This window comes from Peribacillus sp. SIMBA_075 (assembly GCF_046534585.1).
In genome coordinates, this window is the sequence record NZ_JAWRYN010001306.1 from 1 (window position 1) to 246 (window position 246).

1 protein-coding gene is annotated in these 246 nt (G+C 39.4%); it reads right to left on the minus strand.

Features of this window, described 5'->3' with window-relative positions; genetic code table 11:
* Positions 1–246 (minus strand): amino acid--tRNA ligase-related protein (locus SB775_RS32570; RefSeq protein ID WP_410865426.1); only part of this gene is annotated, 246 nt, incomplete at both ends.

Below are 246 nucleotides of genomic sequence, written 5' to 3' on the forward strand. Positions count from 1 at the left end.
GCCGATGCCAGGAACTAGAAGGTCAGTAGCAGCTACTGTTTTTCCATCTTCATTCATACGCATGTAGAACGCTTTAATGTCTTTTGGATAGTCAGTTACGAATACAGGGCGTTTGAAAATTTCTTCTGATAAGTATCTTTCGTGCTCTGTTTGTAAGTCAATACCCCATTCTACTGGGTATTTAAATTCAGCACCTGATTCTTGAAGTACTTTAATTGCTTCTGTATAAGTGATGCGACCGAAGTC